Origin of the sequence: Mesorhizobium sp. M7A.F.Ca.US.008.03.1.1, assembly GCF_003997495.1 — a bacterium.
Classification (GTDB): domain Bacteria; phylum Pseudomonadota; class Alphaproteobacteria; order Rhizobiales; family Rhizobiaceae; genus Mesorhizobium.
Map to the genome: position 1 here is coordinate 257691 of NZ_RZRU01000001.1, position 24441 is coordinate 282131.

The 24441-nt window shown below is 59.5% G+C and carries 23 protein-coding genes; 15 read left to right on the forward strand and 8 right to left on the reverse strand.

The window, feature by feature from the left end:
* Positions 1 to 319: 319 nt before the first annotated feature.
* Positions 320 to 526, forward strand: coding sequence for a hypothetical protein (locus EOA16_RS01135; RefSeq protein WP_127254947.1), 207 nt, complete (start codon positions 320 to 322; stop codon positions 524 to 526).
* A 110-nt stretch (positions 527 to 636) separates the two neighbouring features.
* Here the strand turns inward: EOA16_RS01135 and EOA16_RS01140 are convergent, their stop codons facing one another.
* The 7 genes from EOA16_RS01140 to EOA16_RS01170 form a co-directional block, all read right to left on the reverse strand.
* Positions 637 to 1374: a 3-oxoacyl-ACP reductase family protein gene (locus EOA16_RS01140; RefSeq protein ID WP_127254949.1), complete on the reverse strand. Its 738-nt coding sequence runs from the start codon at positions 1372 to 1374 to the stop codon at positions 637 to 639.
* 102 nt (positions 1375 to 1476) lie between these two features.
* Positions 1477 to 2049: a gamma carbonic anhydrase family protein gene (locus EOA16_RS01145; RefSeq protein WP_127254951.1), complete on the reverse strand. Its 573-nt coding sequence runs from the start codon at positions 2047 to 2049 to the stop codon at positions 1477 to 1479.
* Between the two features lie 21 nt (positions 2050 to 2070).
* Positions 2071 to 2373 carry a cupin domain-containing protein gene (locus EOA16_RS01150; RefSeq protein ID WP_245455819.1) on the reverse strand — a complete coding sequence of 101 codons (303 nt, stop codon included), beginning with the start codon at positions 2371 to 2373 and terminating at the stop codon, positions 2071 to 2073.
* A 47-nt stretch (positions 2374 to 2420) separates the two neighbouring features.
* Complete coding sequence (locus EOA16_RS01155) at positions 2421 to 3458, reverse strand: zinc-binding alcohol dehydrogenase family protein (RefSeq protein ID WP_127254954.1); 1038 nt, start codon at positions 3456 to 3458, stop codon at positions 2421 to 2423.
* Between the two features lie 51 nt (positions 3459 to 3509).
* Entirely contained in the window at positions 3510 to 4406 is an 897-nt protein-coding gene (locus EOA16_RS01160; RefSeq protein WP_127254955.1) for a 3-keto-5-aminohexanoate cleavage protein, read from the reverse strand.
* An 11-nt stretch (positions 4407 to 4417) separates the two neighbouring features.
* Positions 4418 to 5233, reverse strand: a complete 816-nt coding sequence (locus EOA16_RS01165) for an SDR family oxidoreductase (protein WP_206517297.1) — start codon at positions 5231 to 5233, stop codon at positions 4418 to 4420.
* Between the two features lie 23 nt (positions 5234 to 5256).
* Complete coding sequence (locus EOA16_RS01170; protein ID WP_127254956.1) at positions 5257 to 6147, reverse strand: dioxygenase; 891 nt, start codon at positions 6145 to 6147, stop codon at positions 5257 to 5259.
* 233 nt (positions 6148 to 6380) lie between these two features.
* Between EOA16_RS01170 and EOA16_RS01175 the strand changes: the two genes are divergently transcribed.
* The 9 genes from EOA16_RS01175 to EOA16_RS01215 all read left to right on the forward strand — a co-directional run bounded on the left by EOA16_RS01175 (position 6381) and on the right by EOA16_RS01215 (position 13778).
* Positions 6381 to 6863 carry a RidA family protein gene (locus tag EOA16_RS01175; protein WP_164754055.1) on the forward strand — a complete coding sequence of 161 codons (483 nt, stop codon included), beginning with the start codon at positions 6381 to 6383 and terminating at the stop codon, positions 6861 to 6863.
* Positions 6860 to 7180: a DoxX family protein gene (locus tag EOA16_RS01180; RefSeq protein WP_127254958.1), complete on the forward strand. Its 321-nt coding sequence runs from the start codon at positions 6860 to 6862 to the stop codon at positions 7178 to 7180. The genes EOA16_RS01175 and EOA16_RS01180 overlap by 4 nt, the downstream gene beginning before the upstream one ends.
* A 103-nt stretch (positions 7181 to 7283) precedes the next feature.
* Positions 7284 to 8879 carry a sugar ABC transporter ATP-binding protein gene (locus EOA16_RS01185; RefSeq protein ID WP_127254959.1) on the forward strand — a complete coding sequence of 532 codons (1596 nt, stop codon included), beginning with the start codon at positions 7284 to 7286 and terminating at the stop codon, positions 8877 to 8879.
* A complete protein-coding gene (locus EOA16_RS01190; protein WP_127254960.1) occupies positions 8869 to 9855 on the forward strand; it encodes an ABC transporter permease in 987 nt (328 codons plus the stop codon). The genes EOA16_RS01185 and EOA16_RS01190 overlap by 11 nt, the downstream gene beginning before the upstream one ends.
* On the forward strand, positions 9852 to 10844 hold the full coding sequence (locus EOA16_RS01195) for an ABC transporter permease (protein WP_127254961.1): 993 nt from the start codon (positions 9852 to 9854) through the stop codon (positions 10842 to 10844). The genes EOA16_RS01190 and EOA16_RS01195 overlap by 4 nt, the downstream gene beginning before the upstream one ends.
* Positions 10845 to 10898: 54 nt before the next feature.
* The gene (locus EOA16_RS01200) at positions 10899 to 11858 is read left to right on the forward strand and encodes a sugar ABC transporter substrate-binding protein (RefSeq protein ID WP_127254962.1); all 960 of its coding nucleotides are present in this window, start codon (positions 10899 to 10901) and stop codon (positions 11856 to 11858) included.
* Between the two features lie 71 nt (positions 11859 to 11929).
* Positions 11930 to 12640, forward strand: a complete 711-nt coding sequence (locus tag EOA16_RS01205) for an SDR family oxidoreductase (protein ID WP_127254963.1) — start codon at positions 11930 to 11932, stop codon at positions 12638 to 12640.
* A 53-nt stretch (positions 12641 to 12693) separates the two neighbouring features.
* On the forward strand, positions 12694 to 13065 hold the full coding sequence (locus EOA16_RS01210) for a YciI family protein (protein ID WP_127254964.1): 372 nt from the start codon (positions 12694 to 12696) through the stop codon (positions 13063 to 13065).
* A complete protein-coding gene (locus EOA16_RS01215) occupies positions 13062 to 13778 on the forward strand; it encodes a glucose 1-dehydrogenase (RefSeq protein ID WP_127254965.1) in 717 nt (238 codons plus the stop codon). The genes EOA16_RS01210 and EOA16_RS01215 overlap by 4 nt, the downstream gene beginning before the upstream one ends.
* Positions 13779 to 13883: 105 nt before the next feature.
* Here the strand turns inward: EOA16_RS01215 and EOA16_RS01220 are convergent, their stop codons facing one another.
* Positions 13884 to 14225: a putative quinol monooxygenase gene (locus EOA16_RS01220; RefSeq protein WP_127254966.1), complete on the reverse strand. Its 342-nt coding sequence runs from the start codon at positions 14223 to 14225 to the stop codon at positions 13884 to 13886.
* A 120-nt stretch (positions 14226 to 14345) separates the two neighbouring features.
* Between EOA16_RS01220 and EOA16_RS01225 the strand changes: the two genes are divergently transcribed.
* From EOA16_RS01225 to EOA16_RS01245, 5 genes are all read left to right on the forward strand, one after another.
* The gene (locus EOA16_RS01225) at positions 14346 to 14921 is read left to right on the forward strand and encodes a CGNR zinc finger domain-containing protein (RefSeq protein WP_164754056.1); all 576 of its coding nucleotides are present in this window, start codon (positions 14346 to 14348) and stop codon (positions 14919 to 14921) included.
* A gap of 1616 nt (positions 14922 to 16537) precedes the next feature.
* On the forward strand, positions 16538 to 20527 hold the full coding sequence (locus EOA16_RS01230) for a VCBS domain-containing protein (RefSeq protein ID WP_127254968.1): 3990 nt from the start codon (positions 16538 to 16540) through the stop codon (positions 20525 to 20527).
* A gap of 67 nt (positions 20528 to 20594) precedes the next feature.
* Positions 20595 to 22289 carry a type I secretion system permease/ATPase gene (locus EOA16_RS01235; protein ID WP_127254969.1) on the forward strand — a complete coding sequence of 565 codons (1695 nt, stop codon included), beginning with the start codon at positions 20595 to 20597 and terminating at the stop codon, positions 22287 to 22289.
* Positions 22290 to 22308: 19 nt separating this feature from the next.
* The gene (locus EOA16_RS01240; protein ID WP_127254970.1) at positions 22309 to 23646 is read left to right on the forward strand and encodes an HlyD family type I secretion periplasmic adaptor subunit; all 1338 of its coding nucleotides are present in this window, start codon (positions 22309 to 22311) and stop codon (positions 23644 to 23646) included.
* Positions 23647 to 24157: 511 nt separating this feature from the next.
* Complete coding sequence (locus EOA16_RS01245) at positions 24158 to 24361, forward strand: CsbD family protein (RefSeq protein ID WP_013533227.1); 204 nt, start codon at positions 24158 to 24160, stop codon at positions 24359 to 24361.
* Positions 24362 to 24441: the final 80 nt, after the last annotated feature.

The following is a 24441-nucleotide window of genomic DNA, read 5'->3' on the forward strand; positions in this document are numbered from 1 at the left end:
TGTCGGAATTTGCGCGGCGATGAAAAGTATTTCTTTTTAATTTCAACGGGTTATATGCTGTTTAAACAATCGAGTGGAGTAGGGGCCTGCCGACCGCAGCTAGCACTCGGCGGACTATCCCTCCGTCCACTTACACACCTCGATCTGCTCTCGGCTTTCGCACTCGTTCCTAAACAGGTTGATCTGAACCGCGATTGGCGGGGATGTAAAGCGCCAAACGCATTGCATAGCGCTTCGGCGTAGAACGGCGTGCAATTCGGCGGGACTGCTACTCTTAATGGCTTGGTAGCGAAGCGGAGAGTTTGATGCGGAACACGGCATGAAGGCGGCATCGGTGTTACTGATTCAAGCGTATGGCGAGTCCTCATCGATCGATGCCGCTATCGTCGGCAATGCTGGGCGAATTAGATGGTTTGATCTGCCAGGTGTTCATGTCGCAAAAGCTGGACGTTGGAACGGCGACCTGTGGACTTTCCGGCCGGCGACTTCGAGCGTGATCCCTGCGATAGCGGACGGCGTGGTGTGATGCTTACGACTGCTGAGGAGCGGCGATGGTCAGCGCATCCGGCGATGCGTCGGCACCATAGCAACTCGATAGCAGGTTCCGTCGGTGCTGGACTTTCATGGTCAACCTTCTCATGCATTGGCGCCACCGTCGATGGTGAGCCCGGCACCATTGATCGATTGAGCTTCGGGGCTGGCGACGAAGGCGACCAGCGCCGCTACATGGTCGGGTCGTCCATATTGTTTTATTGCCATACGCTGGCGTTGGTGCTCGGCGTAGGGACCATCTGCGGGGTTCATATCCGTATCGGTTGAGCCGGGATGGATAATATTCACAGTGATGCCGCGTGGCCCTAGATCGCGTGCCAGCCCCTTAGTAAAACCTACCAATGCGGCTTTGCTTGCCGAATAAAGCGTGGTCCCAATGTCAGGTACGCGCTCGGCGAGGTTGCTTCCGATAGAGATGATCCGGCCTCCATCAGAGAGATAAGGCAGCACCGCAAGCGAGGCTAGCATGACGGCCCGAACGTTGATGGCGAGAGTATCGTCGATGTCCTTGAGGGAAACTAGCTCAAATGGGCCGGCACGCCAGATGCCGGCGTTGTTGACAAGGATGCTGATACCGCCCAACTCTCTGGCCGCCCGATCCACTGCGGTCTTGATTGAGGTTGGATCAGATGCTTGCATCTGAATGGCAATGGCGCGTTGTCCAGATGTTCGAAGCTCGTCTGCGAGGCTGTTGGCAGCATCGGCCGACCGTTCATAAGTTATGGCTACGTCGGCGCCCTCTGCCGCGAGCCGGCGCGCGATTGCAGCGCCGATACCCCGGCTCGCACCAGTTACAAAGGCATGCTTTCCTTTAAGGGACATTTGGATCTCCATGCGATCTGACTGAATTAGTTTTGGCAAATGTCACTTGAAACCGGCGCAAAGAATGGCTGGTCAAGTTCTGAATATGATCTTGTTGTTCGATCATGCGGGCACTACAGCCAAGTGCGAAGGACCACTTCCCGGCTTCTCAAAGGCGATCATGCTGTCCCGGTATGTCCCTATCTTCTGGACATAGCGAACCCCAGCCGCTTTCATGTTCGTCAGATCGTCGGATCCAAGCTCCCTTACGACGCGCCCGGGGTTTCCCACCACCAGACTACAGTCTGCGATCACGGTGCCTGCCTTCACGAGTGTGTTGGCCCCAATCAGGCAATTCTCGCCAATGCGGGCGCCGTTCAGAATGGTCGCTCCCATGCCGATCAAGCTTCCGGCCCCGATCGTGCAGCCATGGATGATCGCACGATGGCCGACCGTAACGTTATTGCCGATGTACAGGGGAAATCCGGGGTCAGTGTGAAGGACGGCGCCGTCCTGAATATTGGTCCCATCGCCGATGATTATCGGATCATTGTCGCCACGGATCACGGCGCCAAACCAGATGCTGACATCCTCGCCCAAGGTGACATTGCCGACGAGCACCGCGTCGGGGGCAATCCAGAACCGTTTGTCATTAGCTATTCTTGGCCGGATACCCTCGAGGGAATAGATTGGCATGAGCGTCTCGCTTTGAGAAATTTAAGGAGCTTCGATTGGCTTGTGGCCGGCTAAAGGCATTGCCAACAGTATGGACGCGTCGGTGCCGGAGATGTTGCGCAGTCTCCTAGCCTCGCCAGGTGCAAAGCGGCATGAATCCCATGGCGAAAGGACCACTTCCTCTGCGCCGTTGGAAACCAGCACTTGTCCGGCCAGAACGACATAAAACTTTTCGGCAGGCGACGTATCCAACGTAGTGCCGCCGCCGGGCTGTATCGTCGACACACCCAGCCACAACTGATCTGCGGGGCCCGCTTCGCGACCCTGCAGCCTGACCATCGTCATATGGTCGTGGCCGGCTGTTTGGTAAGCGGGGGCCGCCTCGAACCGCGTTATGTGCACGGATCGAAGTCCTGTGGCATGAGAATGACGCGGTCCCGAGACGAGCCCATGACCAGCTGATACGCATCATAAGCGCGTTCAAGTGGGTACATCGCGTGGGGCAGGATCGGAAACGGTCTGAGAGCCTTTGTCGCAAAGCCCTGCACGAGCTGCCTAAGGATCGCCCCGCTCGCCAACGATCCAAGGGCAATCGTATCGATCCCTACATAGGTGTGACGGCCTTTGTAGAAAGCCAAGATATCGAATGTCACAAGCCGTTCAACGGCCGCGATGAAGATCGCCCTTGCGCCGGCGGCCATGGAAGCTTGGCCCATGTCATAGGCGGGATCGCCCACTGTGTTGAAAACGACGCTGGCTCCGCTTCCTGCTGTCAGTTCACGAACGCGCGCCGGCACGTTGTCGTGGGTGGCGTTAATGATCTCGACCGTGCCCGTGGAATGGCCAACATAGCTCTCTTCGCGCCGCACCACGCCGATGACACGAGCGCCGCGCCACGAGGCGATCTGTGCCGCAGCCTGTCCAACCTTGCCGTTGATGCCGAGGATCAAAACTGTATCTTCCGATGTCGGAAGACCCGCACGGGACAGACCCTCCCAAGCGGTGACGAACGGTACGCCGATGCCGGCGGCTTCCTGCATGGTCAATTCTTCTGGAACAGGGACGATGGCATCGGCCTCGACAATAAGATGGCTCGAGTGGCTGCCGTCAGTGCGGATACCAAGATCGCCGGATGAGCCAAAAACCTTGAGGCCAACAAGCGTTTCTGGTCCGGCTATGACTTTACCGGCGTAGTCACGACCTGGCGTGCGCGGGAAGACGGCGTATGGCATGAGGCCGGTCGCCGCCTTGGCGTCCGAAGGATTGACAGCAGCCGCTAGTACCTCGACGATAACTTCGTGATCCTTGGGCACGCGCAGTCGGTGGCTGGCAACCGGAAGCGCGATTTCGGCATAGCTTGACACTTTTGCCTCGAGGCGCAGCGCATGTGCCTCAATGCCTTGCGTTCGCCAGTTTCCAGCGGGTTTCATATTCATCTCCATGGCATCAAAGGATGAGACGGCAGCGAAGGATTTGGCGGTTCAGGCAGCCAAGGGCGACAGGCCAATCAGCGCGCGTGCCTCGGTGGGCGAGGCGATCTGACCGCCCAAGTCTTCGACGATCCGCCGCGCCTTCGCGACCATCGCTGCGTTGGACTGAGCCAGGACGCCGCGTTCCAGATAGACAGAATCCTCGAGGCCGACGCGGATATTGCCGCCGGTCAGGTAGGAAAGTGCGACCGCCTGAAAGGCGCTCCTGCCAATGCCGATCGCGGTAAAGCAGGCGGTTTCAGGCACGAGGTTGCGTGCGTAGACAACAGTTTCTGCGCTCGGTTGGAAGCCGTACTGCACACCAAGGATAAAACAAGTCAGCAAGGGCCCGCGCAGCGTTCCGTCCTTGACCAAATCATGCAGCAGGGCAATGTCGCCGGAATCGAACAGTTCCAGTTCAGGCTTTACGCCGGCCGCGTTGATCACTGCTGCCATGCGCCGGACATTGGCTGGCGTGTTTATGACGACCTGGCCAGCGGAGTTCATCGTGTTAAGATCGAGCGTGCAGATATCCGGCTTTAATGCTGCGATATGCTGCACCCTCTTTTCCGGGATAAGCAGTGTGGTGCCAGGACCTGCAACCCTGGGGTCTTGTTCCGAAGGTACGAATCGTCCGCCTGGACCGGTGGTCAGGTTGATGATCAGCTGAGAATTCCTGGATCGTATGCGGTCGATGACTTCCCGGTACATCGCGATATCCATGGAAGGCGCCCCGGAAATCGGATCGCGCACGTGAATATGAATAATGGCCGCGCCGGCATCCGCCGCGGCCAAACTCGAGTTGGCGATCTCCTCAGGCGTTACAGGCAGATAGGGCGTCTGCGACGGGGATGTGAGGTTGCCCGTGACGGCACATGTGATGAACACCTTCGGGAGGGGAGAGCGCATCCGACACACCCCTACAATGCACGGCCGCCATCGACCTGGATCGTGTGTCCGGTCGAATAGGTCAGCATTGTTGCGCAAGCGAGGATCGCGGCGGCGATATCATCTGCCTCGGCAATTCTGCCGAGCGGTGTCGAGGCGGCAACCTTCGCGTTAAAATCCTCGCCACGTCCCGGCACGAACTGTGTGTCCACCACGCCCGGCGAAACAGCGAGCACCCGGACCTGGGGGGCCAGCGCCCGGCCCAGCGCCTTTGTCATCACGTCGATTCCAGCTTTGGCCGCGCAATAGGCTATTGATGATCCCACGCCCGTGAACGCGGCAATGGACGACAATGAAACCACGAGTCCATCGCCCGATGCCTTGAGCAAGGGAGCAAACGTCCGGATCGCCGCGAACTGACCTCGCCAGTTAACCGTGAACATGCGGTCGATAAGATCATCGGTCAGCGCGTCGAGATCACCGTGCGGAACTGGCACGGTATAACCGGCCGCATTGATAAGCACATCGAGCCTTCCGTAGCGCTGCTCAATCACCTGCTTCAAGGCAAGCAGCGATTGCGTGTCGGCAATGTCCGCGGGCAATGCCTCGCAATGGGCGCCGCTCAGTTCCGCCACGATCTCCCGCGCGGCCCTTGTGTCCTTCTCGGTTTCCAGATGCGTCACGATCGCTTTGGCACCGGCCTGGACAAAAAGCCGACTTGTCGCGGCCCCAATGGCGCCCGCGCCTCCCATGACGAGGGCGATCTTGCCTGTCAGCAATTTGGGAAACGGCGCTCGAAGAACCTCGCTTTGGGTCTGTGTGGAGTGTTCGCTCGTCAATGGATGCATCGCGGTCGGATCCTTCTTGGAGACTATTTGATGGGCGGGACAGGGAGCTTCGCTTCGCCGGGTTCCATGACGAACGCATAGTCGAGGCTGTACCAGTCGCCTTTGACGTCGGCGTCGGGCGCAGCGCCCGCACCTTTCCGATAATCGCCGATCAGGTGGCGCGTTACCCCGAAGACGACGTCGCTCTCCAGATGGGTGTCGTCATCGACGAAAACTTGGGTGATGAGTGTCTTGTATCCCGCCTTGAAACCAAGGAAATGCAGGTGCGCCGGCCTGTAAGGGTGACGGTTCTGCGCTCGCAAAAGATCGCCCACCGGACCCGACGTTGGCACAGGGTATCCCGCAGGTTTGACGGAACGGAACCAGAAGCGTCCGCCGGCATCGGTCCGGAACTTGCCGCGAAGGTTCATATCGGCCTGCGTGGAATCCTGGTTCTCATAGAGGCCGACCGGTGAGGCCTGCCAGACATCGACCTCGACTCCGGCGAGCGGATTGCCTTCGGGGTCGCTAATGGAGCAGGTTGCGAACAGCGCTGAGCCAGGCGTATCCGAACGAAGGATACTGCCGCCGTTGTGCGTTTGCGGCGAATACATTCGCCAGAACGGACCAAGCAGTGCTGCCGCGGTTTCGGTGGCCCCGCTCCGCCCGTTGTTCAAGAGACAGACGAGGGAGGACAGGCCGAGGGCGTCGGAAAAGAGAATTCCTTCGTTATGGTGATCGTTCGTTGCCTGACCAATGCGATTGAGGAAGTCGATACCGATCTCAAACTCATCTTCAGAAAGCGCGGCCTCACGCGCGAAGGCGTGAAGATGCCGGACCAAGGCCGACATCACGTGCACCAATCGCGGGCTGCTTGCTGACGTCATGGCATCGAGCACAGCAGCCGTGACGCTCTCCTCGCTCTCAATGATCATTGGCCCGTTCTCCTAACGCTCTATTTGGCACCAGTATAAGGGGTGCAGTCATTTTGCAAGAGGGTTTTGCGCGCGTCCTCAAAGGAGAGATTTGTGCTGAAGGCGTTTTTGAGGCAAACAAGAGTGGCACCACTAATACCGGTTGACAACCTATACGCAAATGCGCTTACCTATCGCCAGGTTCGATGGCTTGCTCGCTATGCATTGCGGGCGAATTTTTCTGGAGGTGCAGTGTGGCAAGGCAGCCGGGTTTCAGATCCTCACCGTCCAATGCGGACGTGGTTGAGGTTCAGACCATTCCTGAACGGCATGTCGACATGCCTTACGCTCCGGCGATACGCGTTGAGAGCCCTGGTGACCTTCTTTTCATCTCGGGCGCAACGCCGTCGCCACTCTATCACAAGCACCCTCATGAGTTGCATGAGCACAACCATCCCGTCGACATCCGCGATCAGACGCGCCTCGCCATGGAGACCATCGGATCTATCTTGCGCCACGAAGGGCTTCAGTGGAGCGATGTGGTCAAAGTAACGAAGTACCTGACGGATATCCGTGATCAGGACGGGATGGTGGCGGTCCTGAAGGAGTATTTCGGGGACTGGAAGCCCGCCAGCACGACAATCTGCATCAACCAGCTCTCGACCCAGGGCGCACGGATTGAGCTCGACATGATCGCCGTCTTTCCGAGATCCTCAACTTTGGTGGGCAACACATGACAGTTGTCGGGGGGCTCGCCGCGCTGCTGGCTATCGTCTTCCTGTGGGCCGGCGCGCTTAATTTGATCGGGCCTGCGTTTGTGCGCGCGGAATTCGATAAGTGGGGCTATCCGGCCTTCATGCGGATAGCGGTCGGATTGGTCGAAATCTCGGCGGCGGCGATGTTGTTTTGGCCGCACGGCCAACGATCTGGGGCGGCGATAGGGGGGGTCGTCTTGGTCGGTGTCATCGCTTCGCTGCTACGTACGCGCGAGTGGCTGAGGCTCGAGTATCCGGCTGTTTTGCTCGTCGCGTGCGTTTTGCTTGTCGCATTGTGATGTCGAAGGGCCCGGATGAAAAATAATAGCGGGCAGGCCGGCCAGGGGAGGCCGATTGGCAGAACAATGCAAGTCGGTGCTGCGTCAAGGGAGGAGTTCACTCATGTTGGAAGAATCCGGCACTGAAGGGCCTGTTGGAATAGACCGCGGCGTCGCTGACCCTGACGTCGGGGTTTTGTCGGCCGCGCGCGCCGATACGCCAAGGCCGATGATGGTGCTCAACGGGGTTAGCAAGTCATTCGGCCAGATGCAGGCGCTCTCGCAGGTGGATCTCGAGATCCATGCTGGCGAAGTCCATGTCCTGCTTGGTGAGAATGGCGCCGGCAAGTCGACGCTGATCAAGACGCTCGCGGGAATCTACGCGCCCGATGCCGGCGAAATTCTGCTCGATGGTAATCGGTTGGTGCTTGGCGGACCATCTGATGCCCGCCGCGCCGGCATCAGCGTCATCCATCAGGAATTGGCGCTTGTTCCCCACCTTACGGTCGAAGAGAATATAGTTTTGGGGCGTGAGCCGAGGTTTTCAATCCCCGGATCGATCGACCGTCGGGTTCAGCGCGAAACCGCGCAACGTGCCCTCGAACTGGTTGGCTTCGACGGCGATCCACGCGGTAAAGTCGCAAACCTCACCACGGCCAGGCAGCAGTTGGTTGAAATTGCCAAGGCCCTCGCGCATCGATCGCGCATATTGGTCATGGATGAGCCAACAGCCTCAATATCGGAGCGGGACGCTACGAACCTCCATGCGATCATCGGCGATCTGAAGCGTCGCGGCGTGGCGATCGTGTTCATCTCGCATCGAATGCGCGAGGTTTTCGAACTAGCAGATCGGGTGACGGTTCTGCGGGACGGTCGGAAAATCCTGACCGCGCTTCCGCATGCAACGACGCCCGAACTGCTGATCAAGGCGATGGTCGGACGGACTGTAGGATCCTTCTATCAGCGGCTGGAGCGGTTCGTGGCTGGCGAAGTCATTCTTGAAACGCGGGCACTTTGTTCAGCGGCCGGACTGGTTGACATGAATATTGTCGTGCGCAGCGGCGAGGTTGTCGGTCTTGCCGGTCTTGTTGGATCGGGGCGAACCGAGTTCGCACGGGCGGTTTTCGGGCTGGACAGGCGCACCGGCGGTGAAGTGCTTCTTCACCAGCTACCGCTCCCTGCGGACCCGGTTCGTGCTGTGCGGTCCGGAATAGCCTTTGTGCCGGAAAGCCGGAAGGAGCATGGACTGGCGCTGACCAAATCAGTCTGTGACAATCTCACGCTTCCCGCCCTTTGGAAGATCTTTCCGCATGGCTTGCGCTCGCGCCGCAGGGCCGACCAGGTGGCACGTGGTCTCATCGAGCGCCTGCGCATAGCGACACGTTCGACGCGGCAGCCGGTGCGGACCCTCAGCGGCGGGAACCAGCAGAAAGTGGTCATCGGGAAGTGGCTGCCGATCGAGGGAAACCGCCGGCTCATCATTATTGACGAACCGACGCGCGGCATCGACGTAGGCGCCAAGGCTGAGATTTTGAAACTCGTCGAAGGTCTTGCCGCAGAAGGGTGCGGTATTCTGATGATCAGTTCCGAACTGCCAGAAGTCGTCGGCTTTTGCGATCGTGTCTATGTGCTGCAAAGTGGCACGGTGCGTGGCGAACTGTCCGGTGCTCATTTGACCGAAGAAGCCATCATGAAGCTCGCGGTGCATCATGATAGCTGAAGTTGCGCGCACAACGAGGCTGCGGGGCAATCGCGCCCGCAACCTTTTGCCGTCCAAGACGCTGGGCGCGAGCGTGGTCCTGATTATCCTGGTCCCGCTTTTCGGCGTGTTTGCGGGCGGCTTCTTGTCGCCACACAACCTCGTCAATATCGCGCTGCAGAGCTCAATCCTGCTCCTGATCGCGTTACCCATGACGTTGGTTATCCTGACCGAGGGTCTGGACCTTTCCTCCGGTGCGTTGCTGAGCCTATGCGGCGTTGTGCTGGCGCTGTTGCTGGTGGCCGGCTATTCGATTCCCCTCGCTACCTTGGCGGCGATGGCAGTGGGATTGCTCTTCGGCATTCTTAACGGCTTTTGCGTCGCAAACCTCGGTATGCCGCCTTTTGTCGTGACACTGGGTACGTTGGGGATGGCACAAGGTTTGGCGTTGGCTCTTGCCGACGGCAACGCCGTGTCGGGACTTGGACCCGAGATCGAAGCATTTTCCGCGTTCCGTTTTTTCGGCCTGCCGGTGCTGGTCCTGATAGCCATCGCTGCGTACGGCATCTTCCACGTGGTGCTCTACCGCACGACCTTTGGGCGCTATGTGATTGCGGTCGGGGGCAATGCCGAGGCCTTGCGTCTATCAGGTGTCAGTGTGCGGCTTGTTCACGGCGCCGTCTATGCGATTTCCGGAGCAACAGCCGGTTTCGCGGCTCTGTGCATGATCGCGCGCACCAATGCAGGTCATCCCACGATTGCGCTGGGCATGGAGTTCGATGCGATCGCCGCAGTCGTGCTCGGAGGTACATCATTTGAACGCGGCAATGGTTGGTTGTTTGGCACCGTCCTTGGTGTTCTGGCCATTGGCGTCTTGCGCAATGGTCTCAACCTGATCGGTGTCGATACGTCTCTGCAACTGGTCGCGATCGGCGCCTTGGTGATTGCCGTCCTGCTGGTTGAGAGACTGGCCAGCGACAGGAGTGCTTCAGCATGACTGAGACCACGCAGACCTCGGCCTTTCGCACTTTTCGGGGCGACACAGGCGCACCGCTCGATCCGGAGCTGCGCTCCATCATTGCGCGTTTTGTTGTTTTGGCGGTGCTGTGTGCGGGCGTAGCGCTGTTGAACGAAAACTTCCTGTCCGTCGCCAATTTCACCAACGTTCTTCGGCAGGCAAGCCTGCTGTTCCTGATCGCGGCCGGCGCGACACTCGTCATTATCGCCGGTGCCATCGACCTTTCCGTTGGTGCCATCCTGACTTTGTCGGCTTGCGTTGCGGCCGGGGTCATCCACGCAACTGGATCCTCTGGTCTTGGCATAGCAACAGCTCTTGCCATCGGCGTCTCGGCAGGTTTGGCAAATGGCATTCTGGTGGCGGGGCTGAGATTGCCCCCATTCCTCGTCACCTACGGCATGCTGTGGATTCTGTCTGGTGGGGCGCTCTATTACATGGGCGGCATTCCCATCACCGGCTTTCCCCGTGAGTTCCGCTTCCTGGGCAGCGGATTTCTGCTCGGCATTCCCGTGCCGATCCTGATTATGATCGCTATCGCGCTCGCCGGCAGTGTCGTGCTGCACATGACAATGGTTGGTCAGCAGATTGTCATGATGGGAGCCAACCGCGCGGCCGCTACACTTGCCGGCATACCTGTGCGGCGCAACCTGATCTGCGTTTACGTGGCCAGCGGCGCATGCGCTGGACTGGCAGCCGTAGTCGCCCTTGGCCGTGTGAACTCGGCAGACCCAGGCATGGGCGACCCGCTGTTGCTGCCATCGATCGCGGCAATCCTGGTGGGCGGCACGTCGCTCTTCGGCGGCACTGGAACGCTTTTGGGCACGGCGCTTGGCGCGCTTCTACTTACGATCGTCCTCAATGCGATGAACCTGCTTACGATCGGCTCTGCTTGGCAGCCTTTCGCAACAGGTATCGTCCTTGTTGGAGCCATGCTTGCCGACGCCTTTCTAAATCGACGTCGCAGTTAGCGTCGTTGGTCAATAACCATAATAAATATCCAGAGTGGGAGATGGAGAGAGAAAATGAAAACTGCATTAGTCTCGGTAATTCTTCTAGTCATCTCAGCCTCCTGCGCCATGGCCCAGGACAACGGTGAGATCGCCGTCTTCACCAAGAACAAGGTCGATCCGTTTTTCGAGGAAGCCCGCGTCGGCGCCGATGTGGCCGCCAAAGGCCTTGGCTATTCGACGGTCCAATACGCCCCAACACGACCGAACAACTTTCAGGAGCAGATCGCTCAGGTCGAGGACGCCATCACACGCAAACCCAAGGGCATGGTGTTTGTCCCTGTTGATACGAAGGGCCTCAAGCCGTCGGTCGACAAGGTTCGGGAGGCCGGCATTCCAATCGTCAACTTCATCGATACAGGTGACGGCAATTTCAATTCCTACGTGATTTATGACGACCATAGGATGGGCGCCGATGTCACCCGCATCCTTGCCCAGAAACTTGGTGGCAAGGGCAAGATTGTCATCATTGAAGGCATCAAGGGATCAGCAACCAGCGACAATCGCACCGCTGGCGCGCAGGAAACCTTGAAATCCTATCCCCAGATCCAGGTGGTGGCCGTTCAGGCCGCAAACTATCAACGGCTCCAGGCTCTCCAGGTGATGGAGAATCTGATGCAGCAATTTCCGGAAATAGACGGTGTCATCGCGGCATCCGACAACATGGCTTTGGGGGCGATCGAGGCGATGGAATCGGCCGGGCATAGCGGCACCCAGGTGGTCAGCATGGACGGAACGATCGACGGCGTCCAAGCCGTAGCGGCTGGCCGGTTGCTGGCTTCGGCGGAATTCTCCGGATTTCAGATGGGCTGCACCGCGGTTGAAATAATCGACCGGGTGACCAGGGGCGAGGCGGTTCCGGAACGGCTGGAACTGAAGGCGGAAATGATCACCAAGGAGACAGCCGACAAATTCGGTCAACCGCTCGAAAAGCGGACCTGCAAGTCGCTCAAGGATCTTGGGGTTGCATCCTGACGTAAGGCAAACCGGCTCGCCCTGGGGGCGTTGTCGCCCGGGCGAGTCTCGACGAGAAATGGGGTGGTTCCATGCGGTTCGAGGGTCGCGTCGCCATTGTGACCGGCGCCGCACGTGGGTTTGGTGCGGCAATCGCTCACTTGTTGGCCTCGGAAGGCGCACAAGTCTACGCGGCGGATCTGAATGCGCCTCAGCAGACAGGTCTGCGGGCGCTGCAGCTCGACGTCTCTGATGAAAAAGCCTGGGTTGCCGCGGTTGCTACCGTTTTCTCCGAAGCCGGCAAGATCGACATCCTTGTCAACAATGCCGGTATCAACATCTATCCGGCGGCACACGAAATCGAACTCGCCGAATGGAACCGGGCGATTGCCGTCAACCAGACGGGTGTGATGCTGGGGTTGCGTCATGTTCTCCCGCTTATGCTGCTTCGAGGCAATGGGGCGATTGTCAACGTCTCGTCCACGCTTGGCGTGGTCGCGGTTGCCGGGGCGATCGCCTACCATGCCACCAAGGGAGCGGTGTCCCAGATGACCCGAAACGCCGCCATCACGTATGCGGCCCGCGGCATCCGCGTGAATGAGGTGCTTCCTGGAATTTCGGACACCGATCTCGTGCGCTCGCAGGCGGACGAATTTACACAAGCCAGCCTGACGCGAACGCCGATGGGAAGGCTAGGCCGCGCTACCGAAATTGCTGCCGCGGTAGCCTTTCTTGCGTCCGATGACGCAAGCTTCATCACCGGTGCAAGTCTTGCCGTCGATGGTGGCTATCTCGCTCAATAGACCAGATTGTCCCATCCATACAGGTTTAACAGCAATCCAGCGGAGGACGATTCATGCCCAGCAAAGGCGACAATATCTTTGTCTGCATCAGTCAATATCGAAAGCCGACTGCAGAGGTTGATATCCACCTTCCTGCCCATATTGAGTGGCTGAAAGAACAGGACAGAAACGGGCGCACGATCGCCACTGGGCGGCAAGTGCCCGGTACCGGCGGCGTCAACATCATGGCGGCGCACGATCGACAGGCAATGCTGGACATTCTGGCCACCGACCCCTTCACTGTTCACGGCTGCTCTTCCTACTGGATATTTGAGTTCGAGCTCAATCTCGACCCGCACAAGGGCCGCCTGATGGATCATTTCTTCAGCGAGGACTTTTCCATTTCCGCAGAAGCCGTTCAGAAATCGGGAGCGCGCTCGAAATGAGGCTGGCGCGGAAGGTCGCCATCGTTACGGGTGCCGCGCGCGGCATTGGGCTCGCCATCGCGCGCCGGTTTGCCGAAGAGGGCGCCTGCGTGATCGCGGCAGACCTCCATGTCGAGGATTGGCCGGCCGGGCAGCTTACGCCATTCCTGCATGACGTCACCGATGAGAAATCCTGGGCAAGCTTGGTTGACGAGAGGACCACAATGTTTGGCGGGTTGGATATTCTCGTCAACAATGCCGGTATCATCAGCCACAATACCATCGAGGCCGAGACGATGGAGTCGTGGCAGCGGGAAATCGATGTCAACCAGACTGCCGTCTGGCTCGGGATGCGCGCGGTGGTACCCGCGATGCGACGCGGCGGAAGCGGCTCTATTGTCAACGTATCGTCCACTTGGGGCCTGGTCGCGGTACCGAGCGCAATTGCCTACCATGCGTCGAAGGCTGCGGTTGTGAATATGTCGCGCTGTGGCGCGGTGACCTTCGCCAAGGACAGGATAAGGGTCAATGCGCTTCACCCAGGCCTGACACTCACGGAGATGATACGAGCACAGTCTGAAGAGATCACGGGCCGCGTTGTTGCCATGACGCCGCTTGGCCGTGGCTGCGAGCCGCGAGAAGTCGCCAACGGGGCGTTGTTCCTCGCCAGCGACGAGGCGAGTTTTGTCACCGGCACATCGTTGATCGTCGACGGCGGTTACACGGCACAGTAGCGCGGTTGCCCAACCAACGTCATCAACCAAGAAAAAGCCCGGTAACCAGGTTACCGGGCAGGTGTCAGCGGTAGGGGGAGAAATCCACCGATGAAGCCTGGGACGTCAGCTATCCGGGGCGTCGCCGCGCGGCGCGAAGAAAGCGAAGTCCTCCCTTATCGGTTGCCAATACTGCATTACTCTTGGCGCCCTCAGGATTTCGGGTAGGCGCGCTTCATAGGTTTTCCGGTACTCCCTGGTCATCTGCACCTCCAGGAAGTCCGCCTTGTCGGCCCAGGTTTCATAAAGCATGAAACGGGTGGGATCCTCGGGATCTCGATTGAGGACTGTGTTGATGAAGGTTTTCTCATGCCGCATGGCGTCGAGAACGGGTGTGACGAGCTCGACATATTCTGCCTCATGCCCCGGTTTCACGTGGTTTGAAACCACCACCACGAACTCGCACATCGTCACCTCGCATCATTAAAGGATTATCTGCCCTTGAACCTGTCGATAGCACCGCTTTAACCGGTGCGCAAGCGATTCTCTCTTGGCAAATCAACGAACACCACTTAAACTGGTGCTATGATGGAAAATGACGCCACACATCGTAGCAAGGAAGACTTTCGTTTTCGCGACACCCGCCTTTGTTTCACCCTTCCGGCAACGCTCGGTGACAGGGGGTCTAAGCAACCCTTTGAGCGCATGCGGTCTCCGGAGGATCTGGGTAGATGGTGCGTGGAAAGCGGATTGCTTGACAGGGCTCCGGCGGTAGATGAGCAGAAGCTTGCCAAAGCTATTTCCCTGAGGGAATCGCTTCAGCGAATTGGTGAGTCTATAGCCACGAGGCGATCTCCCGATCAGTCTGACATCGCTCAAGTCAATGTTGCAGCGTCGGTCGAGGTAACACCTCAACTGTCGGAAGACGCGGCTTCAGTGCGATGGGTCGCGGGCGGCGTCGAGGCTGCCTTGTCGCGCGTCGCGCGCGATGCGGTAGATCTGTTCTCAGGGAGCTTTCGCGACCGCATCAGAATTTGTGCCAATCCAAAATGCCAAGGACTTTTCGTCGACGAGTCGCGACCTGGACTTCGCCGTTGGTGTTCGATGACAACATGCGGCGACCAAGCCAAGAAGGCGCGGTTTCGCAAGAAGGCGCATTCGTGAAGTCAGCTATGATCTGAAGTGCGGTTTTATGCCGTGCTGCTCTCATGGTTCCTCCCACCGATAACAACTGTGGGTGGAGCAGAAAGAGCACATAGATGACACGTGCTCCGTGCCTGCTGTATCATTTGATTTTTGGGGTTGTGACGGTACTTTCCAGGACTGTTTAGATGCTCTGTCGGACGCCGCAAGGTGCAAAAATCGCCCGATTGGTGCCGATAGTTGGTGAAACCTCAAAATATTTTTAGCGGCGATTTCCCCTTTGAAATCAAAAGCGTAACTTTTTGGCGGCCCATGTGTCGGGTTTTCGAGCGGCAAACAAGAAAAAACCCAGCTAGATCAATAACCTAGCTGGGTAAAAACAATCGAGTGGGAGTAGGGGAAATAGCGGCAATGGCGTAGTTTCGGCACGTAGCGCCTCCGCTACTGTGCCTACGCCAATGACCCCAAACCGGCCTCGATCGCCTTTCCAAAACAATCTGACGGCCCTTGGCCGTGCCTCAGCCGACCTGATTGTTTGGGGGCGCCTGCCTGCCGACTTGCTCGCGAACGGACTATCCGAGAGGGATCTTTCGCCGGCGCGTTTGGTCCAGGCGTAGTCGCCTTCCTGGTTAGAGCGGCGGCGGTACTTTTCCAGACGGTTTGGGCGCGCCCTCGAAAACCGCAAAGTGCAAAAAACGTCCGGTCTGATATCGGAGTCTACGCGACGATCAAGAAAGAATACATAGTAATTCGACGGGTTATATGCTGTCAGATAAATCGAGTGGAGTGAGTAGGTAGACGTGGCGGAACCGCCGTAGGTTCGGTGACAGATTTTTTCTGTCAAAGTCATTTTATCACCGTTTCTAACACGCGCAGAACTGGCATTCTTTATCGTTGGTCTACAAATCCGATCTGCGCCCACGCCTTTCATAAAGCAGACCTTAAAAAGGAAGAGGCTACAGTGTAGGGCGGCGTGCACAAAGGCGGGTCTGCTCCGCGCCGCGTCATCTTAGAGCGATCTCCGTGAGTAAGGGCATGAAGCTTCCCGGCTGTCCGGCGCGTGAAGTGATCTCAGTTGAATCCCCTACCATTCAAGCGAACTGGCCTGCTGTCGGGTTGGCGTGCTGCACGAGAAGTACTCAGCGATCAAGGTGCGGCGTTAATATGGAGCTGCGCTGGGGCTCTCGTCACGCTGAGCCGCACGTCTGCCGCCTGGCTCTTATCGGGCGTGCGCCGGTTCGATCTCACAACTCGGTTCTGGTGACTGTGGCTCCCCCTTATGTTCGACTATTAACTGTTCGGCCAAGTTGGGCGTTGACGCTTCCTCTCTATAAGAGTTAATAATCTCCTAATATAAGAGGCATCTAAAGTTTGTGGTCGGTAACCACGGGTTTGACGATGTAATATGGGGTAGGGAAGGTAGCGCGACCACCAGTCGTCGCGTCCAGCAGCATCGGGTCAATATCCGTCTGTGAATGGCCAGCTTGAGGCGGCTGTTCCAAGCGCGGTGGTGTGCCTGGCGACAATTCGTGCCTCCCGGATTCGCGATTTTCTTCGGCTGGAATCAGCCGGTCGTTCAGTACTACCGATAATGATAATACAGATGAGGCATCTGTTCTTAAAAAGGGGGGTTGAAAATGGCTACTCAGGTCATCGGTGCCGGCGGCACCACGACGTCTTTCTCCAACACACCGCAGGCGAAAGATGATCTCCTGACGACCGCCGCTTCAGGCGCTCTTCTCACGGAGGATCTGTCAGGCGTGATCAAGCTCGACGTGCTCGCCAACGACAGTGGCGGTGCCGCCAAGACACTTTGGTCGGTCGACGATGCATCCGGTCCGGTAGGGACCAGCACAAACGGAAACACCTACCCCTCCGATCTCCTCGTGAAGGACGTCGCTTACGCAAACGATACGACCGGACTCGCTGGCAGCTTGGACTTCAGCGCCAAGGGCGCGAAGATCTGGATCGGCAGCGACGGGTACGTCCACTACGATACAAGCTTGGTCGCTTCTCAATTGCAGGCGCTCGGGGCGGGCGACTCTTTCACCGACACGTTCACATACGCGATCAAGCTCGGAAACGGGACGCTGAGCTGGGCGACCGCGACTGTTCGCATCGCCGGCACAAACGATGCGCCCGATATCCATCTGGTGACGACCGACAGCGCGGGTGCCTCGCTGATCGAGACCAACTCGGCTCTGACCAAGAGCGGCACGCTGACTGTGAACGACGCTGATGTCTCCGACACGGTAACCGCAAGTGTTACCTCAGTGTCACTCGGCGGCACCGCAGGCGGACTGAACAGCGCCGCCGTCCTCGGCATGCTCTCGGTTTCGCCAGCCTCGCTGACGGCCAATCCGGGCGAAGCCCACAATCTAGGCTGGACCTTCAACTCGGCACCACAGGCCTTCGACTTCCTGGCCGCAGGCGAGACGCTGACCCTCACCTACACGATCAAGGCAGACGACGGCCACACCGGCACCGACACGCAGACCGTGACCATCACCATCACCGGCACCAATGATGCAGCGATCCTGTCGGCCGACGTCGCCAACCTGACCGAAGGCAACACCGCAGCGGCAATCAGCACCAATGGCACGCTGACCATCTCCGACGTCGACAGCCCAGCGACCTTCGTCGCCCAGGCCGCAACCGTCGGAACCTATGGCACCTTCGCCATCAATGCGGCTGGTGCCTGGACCTACACGGCAAGCTCCGCCCACAACGAGTTCGTCGACGGCCAGCACTACACCGAGAACTTCGACGTGGTCAGCGCCGATGGCACCCACACCTCGGTCCACATCGACATCCTGGGTACCAACGATGCCGCCGTGCTCTCCTCCGCCTCGGTCGACCTGACGGAAGCCGACACCGCAGCGGCAATCAGCACCAATGGCACGCTGACCATCTCCGACGTCGACAGCCCAGCGACCTTCGTCGCCCAGGCCGCAACCGTCGGAACCTATGGCACCTTCGCCATCAATGCGGCTGGTGCCTGGACCTACACGGCAAGCTCCGCCCACAACGAGTTCGTCGACGGCCAGCACTACACCGAGAACTTCGACGTGGTCAGCGCCGATGGCACCCACACCTCGGTCCACATCGACATCCTGGGTACCAACGATGCCGCCATCCTGTCGGCCGATGTGCGCAACCTGACCGAGACCAACTCGGCCACCGACATCTCGACCTCCGGCACGCTGACCATCTCCGACATCGACAGCCCGCAAACCTTCGTGGCCCAGCTGGCCAATGTTGGAACCTATGGCACCTTCGCCATCAATGCGGCTGGTGCCTGGACCTACACGGCAAGCTCCGCCCACAACGAGTTCGTTGGCGGCACCACCTACACCGACACCTTCGATGTCGTCAGCGCCGACGGCACCCACACCTCGGTGACCGTCAACATCCTCGGCACCAACGACAACGGCGCACCAGTCGCTGTCGCTGATACCAATTGGGCGAAGGAAGACACCAACACAAATGCAACTGGCAACGTGCTTCAGACACTCGTGCATGTCGGTGCGCCGTCGGGAACGTTCTCGGACCATGCGGACACCGATCCTGACGCCGATACACTAGCTGTCTCCGCGCTCTCCGGCGGCATCGACAACGGCGCCACATTCACCAGGACCGGAACTTACGGCTCGCTTGTAATCACCAAGGCGACCGGGGCCTACACCTATACTCTGGCGAACGCGCAAGCCAATGTTCAGGCTCTGGCGGCGGGCCAGACGGTCACGGATAGCTTCACCTACACCGTCTCGGACGGGCATGGCGGAACATCATCGGCCAACCTGGCTGTGACGGTCTTCGGCACGGACGAAGTTACTCCTGGGCTGATTACCTTGGTAGCCGATGGCAAACAGGGGAGTAACTCCGACCCAAGTACCGTCACCATAACGTTTACTACGGCCGTCCATACGAATTTTGTCAATCTATCCGATGTGATGCATCTATCCGGCTTGGCAAACGCAACGGTAATAAATGGCTCCGGCTTTTTCGTTGATGCGACTCACTATCGGTTCCTCGTCGACAAGGGTACTGGAAGCAACAACGGATCATCCTACACTCTTAACATCGATAGCGGGGCATTCTCAGATACAACCGGCCATACGAACGGTCCCGTCAGCCAGGGCAACCTCAAGCCCGCCGGCACCTCCGGCGAGCCGATCAATCTCGCCCTGACCGATCCATCGCATGAAGGCGCCCTCATCACAGTCACGGTGAAGGACGTGCCTTCGGGCTGGACCATCGATGGCGCCACCCACAACGCCGACGGAAGCTGGACGACACAGACCAGCGACCTGCACGGGCTGACCGTCACCACCCCGGTGAGCTTCACCGGCGCCGCCGTGCTCGACGTGCAAATGACCTGGACCAATGCCGACGGCACGACGGGCAGCGCGTCGATCGCCGACAATGTCGAAGCCTATGCTCCGGGCTCGCCGATCTTCGCCTGGTCGGGCGACGACGTGCTGACCGGGTCCAGCGGCAACGACCTCTTCGTCTTCTCGCAGCCGATCGGCGCCGACACGGTGCACAATTTCGACGCCACGGCCGACCAGATCGACCTTATCGGCTACAATGGATTGGCAGGCTTTGCCGACCTCCAGACCCATATCGCCGACGATGCCCACGGCAACGCGGTGATCACGCTCGGCGACGGGCAGTCGATCACGCTGGACGGCGTCCATTCGGGTGCGCTGACCGCAGGCAATTTCGTCTTCGACCAGACGCCGGTGGTCAACAATGCCGGGACCATGACGATCGGCGACGGCGCCTTGCTGCCGCTGAGCGGCACGATCAACAATAGCGGCCTTATCTCGCTGGATTCGACCGGCGGTGAAACGCTGCTGCAGATCATCCAGCATGGCGTGACGCTGCAAGGGGGCGGACAGATCCTGCTGTCCGACAGCGCCGCCAACGTCATCTCCGGCACCGGGCCGGACGTCACTCTGGTCAATGTCGACAACACGATATCGGGTGCCGGCCAGTTGGGCGGCGGGATGCTGAGCCTCGACAACCAGGGCACCATCATCGCCACCGGTGCGAATGCGCTCGTCATCGACACAGGGGGCAGCGTCGTCACCAACTCCGGCACACTGGAGGCGACCGGTTCAGGCGGCCTGACGGTCACTGGCGGGCTGGCGAATTCCGGCATGCTGTTGGCCAATGGCGGCGACATCGTCATCCACGGCCAGGTCACCGGCGACGGCGATGCCACGATCGGCAATCTGTCGAAGCTCGAATTCGGCGGCGCCTCGTCGACGGACGTCACCTTCGCGCACGATGCGGCCGGCACGCTGCAGCTCGACGATTCCTTCGACTTCAGCGGACGGATCGGCGGCATCACCAATGATGACAGGCTGGAGCTCGAGGACATCCTGTTCGGCGCGGGAACGACGGCCGTCTATCAGGCTAACCAGGATGGCAGCGGCGGAACGCTGACCGTTTCGGATGGCACCCACGGTACCGCGCTGCATCTGGTCGGCTCCTATGATGCGAACGGCTTCAAGCTCGCCGATGACGGCCAAGGCCATACCGCCGTTTCGTACAATCCGGCGGAGTTCACGCTGACGGGCGTCGACAATGGAGGGATTTCAAGCGACTTCGTGGTGTGAACCAAAAGGGCGGCCGTCAGCGGCGGCGGCTCACCTGGCCTGACGAGTATCGAGTGGGGTTTTGGACGTGGATAGCAAGTCTCGAATTGTGAAGGATGCGCTTCGGGTATGCCGCCGCTATTTCGTGGTTGCGGCGGCATTCAGCCTGGCGATCAATCTGCTCTACCTTGCGTCCCCACTCTACATGCTGCAGATCTACGACAGGGTCGTCACCAGCGGCAGCGAAACCACGCTGGTGATGCTGACCCTGGTGTTGCTGGCGGCCTTCCTTTCGTTGGCCGGCCTCGATTTGGTGCGCGCCTCCATCCTGACACGCGCCAGTGCGCGGCTCGACCGGTTGCTCTCGGCAAAAGTTCTCGCCGCGTCGGTCGAGACCCCATCGCCGGGCTCCTCGCAAAGCCAGCCGATCCGTGATTTCGATACGTTCAGGCAGGTGATCACCGGCAGCGGCATCCATGCCCTGTTCGACCTGCCGTGGTCGCCCATCTACATCGGCATCATCTTCCTGCTGCATCCGTGGCTCGGCTTCTTCGCACTGGGCTGCTCGCTGCTCCTGATCGCCATGGCCGTGCTCAACGAACATCTCGTGCGTTCGCCGCTGAAGCAGGCCAACGATCTGGCGACGACCAACTATAACTTTACCGAGATGAGCCTCCGAAACGCGGAAGTCGTTCGCGCCATGGGGATGATCGACGGTCTCATCCGCCGCTGGGGGCGCGACCGCAACCTGGCGCTGCGGCGCCAGGCGGAGGCAAGCGATCGCGCCGCCCTGATGTCGGGCCTGATCCGTTTCCTGCGGCTCACCATGCAGTCGCTGATCCTCGGCCTCGGCGCCTATCTGGTGATCGAGCGGCAGATCACCGGCGGCACCATGTTCGCGGCCAGCCTCTTGCTGGGCCGGGGGCTGCAGCCGGTCGAGCAGATCGTCGGCCTTTGGCGCAGCCTGATTCTGGGGCGGGCGGCGTTGGCAAGGGTCGAGAAGCTGGTCGACGGGGGCGCGCGGAGCGAAAGATCTTTCAACCTGCCGAAGCCCACCGGCAAGATTTCGGTCGAGCAGGTCAGCTTTGCAATTGCCAGCCAGCAGAAAGTGCTTTTGCGGGACGTATCGTTCCGGCTGGAAGCAGGCGAGACGCTGGGAATCGTCGGCCCTTCCGGCGCCGGCAAGTCGACGCTGGCGCGTCATCTCGCGGGCGTCATGCAACCCAGCCGCGGCACCGTCAGGCTGGACGGGGCCGACCTGTCGCAATGGGGGCACGACGCGCTCGGCGACCACATCGGCTACCTGCCGCAGGATATCGAGCTTTTCTCCGATACGGTTGCCGCCAACATTGGCCGCTTCAAGACCAATGTCGACCAGGAGGTGATCGAGGCCGCGCGGCTCGCCGGCGTGCATGAGATGATCATCCGCCTGCCGCAGGGCTACGAGACCCAGATCGGCGAAGGCGGCGCAGTGTTGTCAGGAGGATATCGGCAACGGATTGCTCTTGCCCGGGCGGTGTTCGGAACGCCGAACCTGATCATTCTCGACGAGCCGAGCTCCAATCTCGACGCCGATGGCGACCGCGCGCTGAGCGACTGCGCGATCGAACTCAAGCGCCGCGGCAGCACGGTGATCATCGTGTCGCACCGGCCCTCTACCTTGGCCAATGTCGACAAGATCCTTCTGCTGCGCGATGGCGCCGTCGAGGCCTTCGGCATGAGAAACGAGATCGTGGCGCTGCTCAACCAGCGCGCGGCTCCAATGGCGGTGGCAACCCAATGAGCCGTGGCCGGAGAGATCGATGAGCGACGGCGCCCTTACCTACCGGAGCCTGCCCGGCGAAACCGGTATCCTCGCTCCGGATTCGATCCGGGTGCCGGCCTATATCGGCCTACTGATCATCGTTGCCTTCTTCGGCATCTTCGGGGGCTGGGCAGCCTTTGCCCCGCTGAATGGCGCCGTGCTCGCCGACGCCATCGTCAAGGTGGAAGGCAATCGCAAGAGCGTACAGCACTTCGACGGCGGAACCGTGAAGGAGATCCGCGTCAAGGATGGCGACGTCGTCAGGAAGGGCGACATAATGCTGAAGCTGGACGACACCAGGATACGGTCCGAGTTCAATCTCTATGCCCAGCAATATGCGCTGCTGCGTGCAACCGATGCCAGGATTCGGGCCGAACTGGATGGCAGCGAGGCTGTTGCCTTCCCGAAGGACATCCTCAAGGAGCACGAGGCCTACCTCAAGGATGCGATGGCAAACCAGATCGCCGACCTGGAAAGCCAGCGCGCCTCGATGGCCGGTGCCAGGCAGATCCTCGAGCGGCGGATTGCCGAGCTCGAAGAGCAGATCCAGGGCAAGCAGGCGCGGGTCCAATCCTACCAGGCCCAGATGCAATCGACGATCGACGAGAAGGCCAGCCTGTCAAAGCTGCTCAAGGCTGGGTTGACGACCCGCCCACGCATTCTGGAACTGGAAAGATCGGCCTCGGATCTGCAGGGCCTGATCGACGAGAACCTCGGCGCCTTAGCCGGCAGCCAACAGAGCAAAGCCGAACTCAAGGGCCAGATCGCGCAATTGACCTATGAGCGCCGCGCCAAGCTGTCGGCCATGCTGATCGATACGCAATCGAGCCTTGCCGACCTCGTGCCCAAGATGTTTGCCGCCCAGGCTGCGATGGATCGGGCCGAAGTCCGCGCGCCCTATGATGGCCAGGTGATGGATCTCAGCGTCTTCTCGATCGGCGCGATCGTTTCGCCGGGCCAGACCATCCTCGACATCGTGCCGACCGAGAATTCGCTGATCGTCCAGGCGCAGGTTCGCGTCGAGGACATATCGAACCTGCGACCCGATATGGCTGCCGAAGTTCGTTTCACATCATACAAACAGCGCTCGATACCCATAATCCATGGCCGCGTCACCCGCATTTCGGCGGATCGCATTACCGACAGCAAGACCGGGTTCCCCTACTATCTTGCCGACGTAGCGGTCGATCCGATGGAATTGGCAGCAGCCCCGCAGATTGCCCTTTATCCAGGCATGCCAGCGTCAGTCATGATCGTCACCGAGGAACGCACCGCGCTCGACTACATTCTGGGCCCGCTGGTTGCGTCGTTCCATTCCGCCTTTCGCCAGAAATGACGGATTAGCTAAAATGACTTCGCTTTTGAGGTGATTCTAACGCAGAGCGGTCGGAGATTATCGGCAGAGGACCTGACAATTCTCGCTGCTCCAATAGAGGCAGGACCAGTCCTCTCGGTCCGGCCATCGCGACGTTCTGAAGACCCCGAGCCAACAAGCCGACAACCAGTCGCTCATGGTCTGCATGTTCCGTGCCGACCGCTCCGTTTCTTTGGTGCTGGATATCTGATGATCCTAGCGATCGCAATTTTGGGCGGTGGTGACGGTACTATTGGTGCTGGCGGAGACAGTCTGCGGAAGCCGCAAAGCATCGTCGGAACCGTTTAGGCGGGTTTGAGCGAGCGACGATGGCTCGGCTGAAAGTGTGGCTCGAACAGTACGTTCCGCATCGCAACGAGCGATATGACTTTCTGTCACCCGATTCGGGCAGCGCGCTGGCTGTTTCCAGGAACATACTTGACTGGATTGCGTTTCCTATTCCGGACCTTTCCAAAACAGGGAGAACGGTGTCATGGACTGGAACCGCGTGGAAGGAAACTGGAAACAGGTGAAAGGCAAGGTCAAGGAGCAGTGGGGTAAACTCACCGACGACGACCTTGACCGCATCGCAGGCAAGCGCGATCAACTCGAAGGTAAGATCCAGGAGCGTTACGGCATCGAAAAGGACCGTGTGCGGCGCGATGTCGATGATTGGTACGGGCGGCAGGGTTGGTAGGCATGTGAGCCCGCCTGTGGCCAATTCCGGGACGCCGCCCAACGGTCCGGCAGGACCATGCAGGCGCTGAGCCTTGTCGT

What these genes read in the sequence shown, in the direction of transcription:
- EOA16_RS01230 (WP_127254968.1), top strand. Translation starts at nt 16,538, where the DNA reads ATGGCTACTCAGGTCATCGGTGCCGGCGGCACCACGACGTCTTTCTCC.
- EOA16_RS01195 (WP_127254961.1), top strand. Translation starts at nt 9,852, where the DNA reads ATGACTGAGACCACGCAGACCTCGGCCTTTCGCACTTTTCGGGGCGAC.
- EOA16_RS01140 (WP_127254949.1), bottom strand. Translation starts at nt 1,374, where the DNA reads ATGTCCCTTAAAGGAAAGCATGCCTTTGTAACTGGTGCGAGCCGGGGT.
- EOA16_RS01135 (WP_127254947.1), top strand. Translation starts at nt 320, where the DNA reads ATGAAGGCGGCATCGGTGTTACTGATTCAAGCGTATGGCGAGTCCTCA.
- EOA16_RS01220 (WP_127254966.1), bottom strand. Translation starts at nt 14,225, where the DNA reads ATGTGCGAGTTCGTGGTGGTGGTTTCAAACCACGTGAAACCGGGGCAT.
- EOA16_RS01205 (WP_127254963.1), top strand. Translation starts at nt 11,930, where the DNA reads ATGCGGTTCGAGGGTCGCGTCGCCATTGTGACCGGCGCCGCACGTGGG.
- EOA16_RS01150 (WP_245455819.1), bottom strand. Translation starts at nt 2,373, where the DNA reads ATGACGATGGTCAGGCTGCAGGGTCGCGAAGCGGGCCCCGCAGATCAG.
- EOA16_RS01190 (WP_127254960.1), top strand. Translation starts at nt 8,869, where the DNA reads ATGATAGCTGAAGTTGCGCGCACAACGAGGCTGCGGGGCAATCGCGCC.
- EOA16_RS01225 (WP_164754056.1), top strand. Translation starts at nt 14,346, where the DNA reads ATGGAAAATGACGCCACACATCGTAGCAAGGAAGACTTTCGTTTTCGC.
- EOA16_RS01170 (WP_127254956.1), bottom strand. Translation starts at nt 6,147, where the DNA reads ATGATCATTGAGAGCGAGGAGAGCGTCACGGCTGCTGTGCTCGATGCC.
- EOA16_RS01185 (WP_127254959.1), top strand. Translation starts at nt 7,284, where the DNA reads ATGTTGGAAGAATCCGGCACTGAAGGGCCTGTTGGAATAGACCGCGGC.
- EOA16_RS01145 (WP_127254951.1), bottom strand. Translation starts at nt 2,049, where the DNA reads ATGCCAATCTATTCCCTCGAGGGTATCCGGCCAAGAATAGCTAATGAC.
- EOA16_RS01200 (WP_127254962.1), top strand. Translation starts at nt 10,899, where the DNA reads ATGAAAACTGCATTAGTCTCGGTAATTCTTCTAGTCATCTCAGCCTCC.
- EOA16_RS01155 (WP_127254954.1), bottom strand. Translation starts at nt 3,458, where the DNA reads ATGAAACCCGCTGGAAACTGGCGAACGCAAGGCATTGAGGCACATGCG.
- EOA16_RS01240 (WP_127254970.1), top strand. Translation starts at nt 22,309, where the DNA reads ATGAGCGACGGCGCCCTTACCTACCGGAGCCTGCCCGGCGAAACCGGT.
- EOA16_RS01180 (WP_127254958.1), top strand. Translation starts at nt 6,860, where the DNA reads ATGACAGTTGTCGGGGGGCTCGCCGCGCTGCTGGCTATCGTCTTCCTG.
- EOA16_RS01160 (WP_127254955.1), bottom strand. Translation starts at nt 4,406, where the DNA reads ATGCGCTCTCCCCTCCCGAAGGTGTTCATCACATGTGCCGTCACGGGC.
- EOA16_RS01165 (WP_206517297.1), bottom strand. Translation starts at nt 5,233, where the DNA reads ATGCATCCATTGACGAGCGAACACTCCACACAGACCCAAAGCGAGGTT.
- EOA16_RS01245 (WP_013533227.1), top strand. Translation starts at nt 24,158, where the DNA reads ATGGACTGGAACCGCGTGGAAGGAAACTGGAAACAGGTGAAAGGCAAG.
- EOA16_RS01215 (WP_127254965.1), top strand. Translation starts at nt 13,062, where the DNA reads ATGAGGCTGGCGCGGAAGGTCGCCATCGTTACGGGTGCCGCGCGCGGC.
- EOA16_RS01210 (WP_127254964.1), top strand. Translation starts at nt 12,694, where the DNA reads ATGCCCAGCAAAGGCGACAATATCTTTGTCTGCATCAGTCAATATCGA.